The following is a 3354-nucleotide window of genomic DNA, read 5'->3' as shown; positions in this document are numbered from 1 at the left end:
GGCCGCGCGCGACGTGACCGTGCAAACCTCGCTGCTGGAAGCCCGCCTGGTCGCAGGGGGGAAAAAGCAGTTTTCCGAACTGATCCAGCACCTGGACGAGGCCTTGGACCCGAAAGCTTTTTTCGTCGCCAAGACGCTGGAGATGCGCCAGCGCCACAACAAGTTTGAAAACACGCCGTATTCGCTGGAGCCCAACTGCAAAGAATCGCCCGGTGGCTTGCGCGATCTGCAAATGATTCTCTGGGTCGCCAAAGCGGCGGGCCTGGGCAGCAGCTGGGACGACCTGGCGCGCAAGGGTTTGGCCACGCCGTTGGAGGCGCGCCAGATCAAAGCCAACGAGGCCTTGCTCAGTCTGATCCGGGTGCGTTTGCATCTGCTGGCCAAGCGGCGCGAAGACCGGCTGGTGTTCGATCTGCAGACGGCGGTGGCCGAGTCGTTCGGGTTCAAGGCCCATGTGCCACCGATGGTGGTGCCCAGTGGCGACGGCCCCAACCACGCGCCCACACCGCCCACGGCCAAAGGCACGCGCCGCGCCAGCGAACTGCTGATGCGCCGCTACTACTGGGCAGCAAAAGCGGTGACCCAGCTCAACCAGATCCTGCTGCTCAACATCAAGGAACGGCTGTACGACGACGGCAGTCCGGTCGAGCGCCTGCGCCCGATCAACGAACGGTTTTTTGACAAAGGCGGCATGCTGGAGGTGGCGGGCGACAACCTGTATGTGCAGCAGCCCCACGCGATTCTGGAAACCTTTCTGATCTACCAGACCACGCTGGGGATCAAGGGATTGTCGGCACGCACGCTGCGTGCGCTCTACAACACCCGGCCGGTGATGAACGCGCAGTTCCGCAACGACCCGGTCAACCAGGCCATGTTCTTGCGCATGTTGCAGGAGCCCGAAGGCATCACGCACGCGCTGCGGCTGATGAACCAGACCTCGGTGCTGGGGCGCTACCTCTGGGTGTTTCGCCACATCGTGGGCCAGATGCAGCACGACCTGTTCCACGTCTACACGGTGGACCAGCACATCCTGATGGTGGTGCGCAACATGCGCCGCTTCTTCATTGCCGAGCATTCGCACGAATACCCGTTTTGCTCCCAACTGGCCAGTGGCTGGGACAAGCCCTGGATCCTCTACGTCGCGGCCTTGTTCCACGACATCGCCAAAGGCCGTGGCGGCGATCATTCGGAACTCGGTGCCCACGATGTGCGGGTGTTCTGCCGCGACCATGGCATTGCCCGCGAAGACAGCCAGCTGATCGAGTTCCTGGTCGCGCACCACCTGGACATGAGCCGCATGGCCCAGAAAGAAGACCTGAGCGATCCGGACGTGATTGCCGCCTTTGCCAAACGCGTGGGCAACGAGCGCTACTTGACCGCCTTGTATTTGCTCACCGTGGCAGACATCCGGGGCACCAGTCCCAAAGTCTGGAACGCCTGGAAAGGCAAACTGCTGGAAGACCTGTTCCGCTACACCCTGCGCGCTTTGGGTGGCCGGGCGCCCGACCCCAACGCCCTGATCGAGGCGCGCAAGCGCGAAGCGCTGGCGTCTTTGGCGCTGCACGCCCTGCCCCACATGGCCCACAAAGTGTTGTGGAACAACCTGGATGTGAGCTATTTCATGCGCCACCAGGCGGACGAGATCGCCTGGCACACCCGTGTGCTCACACGCCAGATGGCCCAGACCGCAGCCAAGCTGGCGGCGGCGCAGGCACAAGCCCAATCGGACGACGACAACCCCGTCGCGGACAAGGCGCCGCTGCCGGCCGCACCCGACAAATGCATCGTGCGCGCCCGCCTGTCCCCCGCAGGTGAAGGCCTGCAGGTGCTGGTGTACGCCCCCGATCAGCACGATTTGTTTGCCCGCATCTGCGGCTACTTTGACGAGTCCGACTTCAGCATCCTGGACGCGCGGGTGCACACCACCCACAACGGCCATGCGCTCGACACCTTCCAGGTGATCGCGCCCAGTCTGTCCGAGCACTACCGCGAACTCACCGCGATGGTGGAGATCGATCTGGCCAACACCATCGACAGCCGGGGACCACTGCCCACCCCCAGCATGGGCCGGCTTTCGCGCCGGGTGCGCAGCTTCCCGGTGACGCCGCGCGTCGATCTACGCCCGGACGACAAAGCCCAACGCTGGCTGCTCAGTGTCTCGACCAGCGACCGGGCCGGCCTGCTCTACTCCATCGCCCGCGTGCTGGCGACCCACGAGATCAGCGTGGAACTGGCCAAGATCACCACGCTGGGGGAGCGGGTGGAAGACACGTTCTTGATCAGCGGTGCACAGCTCCAAGTCAACAAGCGGCAAATCCAGATCGAGACCGAACTGCTCAAGACGCTGGAAAGCTGAGGCCCTTTCAAGGGAGGAGCCCGGTATCGGCGGCCCGGCCGAGCCGGAACCGCGATGTCGGCGCTTCGGTCCGCGCGGCTCGCACCCGCCGCGGATTCGCTGCGAAAAGCCTAAATTCCCCACGCAGCCTCAGGGCTGCAAACTCAGGGCTGCACAGGCAGCGGTTCCGCCATCGCGGGTGGAGCCGGCTTGCGCCGCAACACCTGGCCGAACCAGATCGACACGTCGTCAACCAGGGTGAACACGGCCGGGATCACCAGCAAGCTCAGGAAGGTGGACGTGATCAGTCCGCCGATCACCGCCACCGCCATGGGCGAGCGGAAGCTGCTGTCGGCATTGCCCCAGCCCATGGCGATGGGCAGCATGCCCGCGCCCATGGCCAGCGTGGTCATCACGATCGGACGGGCGCGCTTGTGGCAGGCGTCCAAGATCGCGTCCAGCCGGTTCATGCCGTGCGCGCGCCGGGCTTCGATCGCGTACTCCACCAGCAGAATCGAGTTCTTCGTCGCCACCCCCATGAGCATGATCAAACCGATCAAGGACGGCATGGAAAACGCTTTGTCGGCCAGCAGCAGCGCCACAAAGGCCCCGCCCAGCGACAAAGGCAGCGCCGCCAGAATGGTGAACGGGTGCAAAAAGGCCTTGAACAACAACACCAGCACGATGTAGATGCACAACACCCCGGTCAACATGGCCAGACCGAAGCTGGCGAACAGTTCACCTTGCACCTCGGCGTCGCCAATCTCCAGCACCGACACCCCGGCGGGCAGGTTTTTCATGGTGGGCAGTTTGTCCACGGCGGTCTTCATGTCGCCCAGGGCGATACCGGCCAACTCCACCTCGAAATTGATGTTGCGCGAACGGTCGTAGCGCGCGATCACCGCAGGCCCGCCGCCAAAACTCAGCGTTGCCACTTGCGACAGCATCACCGGGCCTTTGCTGCCCGGCACCGTGAGGCGGCCCAGCACGTCCAGGTGTTCGCGCGCGCTGGCTTCCAG

2 protein-coding genes are annotated in these 3354 nt (G+C 64.2%); one reads left to right on the top strand and one right to left on the bottom strand.

The window, feature by feature from the left end:
- Positions 1–2356, top strand: a 2356-nt coding sequence (locus ABYB95_RS19855; protein WP_372660879.1) for a bifunctional uridylyltransferase/uridylyl-removing protein GlnD, incomplete at its 5' end; no start/stop codon positions are given.
- 143 nt (positions 2357–2499) lie between these two features.
- Here ABYB95_RS19855 and ABYB95_RS19850 read toward each other — a convergent pair.
- The coding region (locus ABYB95_RS19850) for an efflux RND transporter permease subunit (protein WP_372660876.1) at positions 2500–3354 on the bottom strand (855 nt) is incomplete at its 5' end.

The organism is Hydrogenophaga sp., assembly GCF_041633695.1.
Lineage (GTDB): Bacteria > Pseudomonadota > Gammaproteobacteria > Burkholderiales > Burkholderiaceae_C > Hydrogenophaga.
This window is presented reverse-complemented; position numbering and strand designations above follow the sequence as displayed.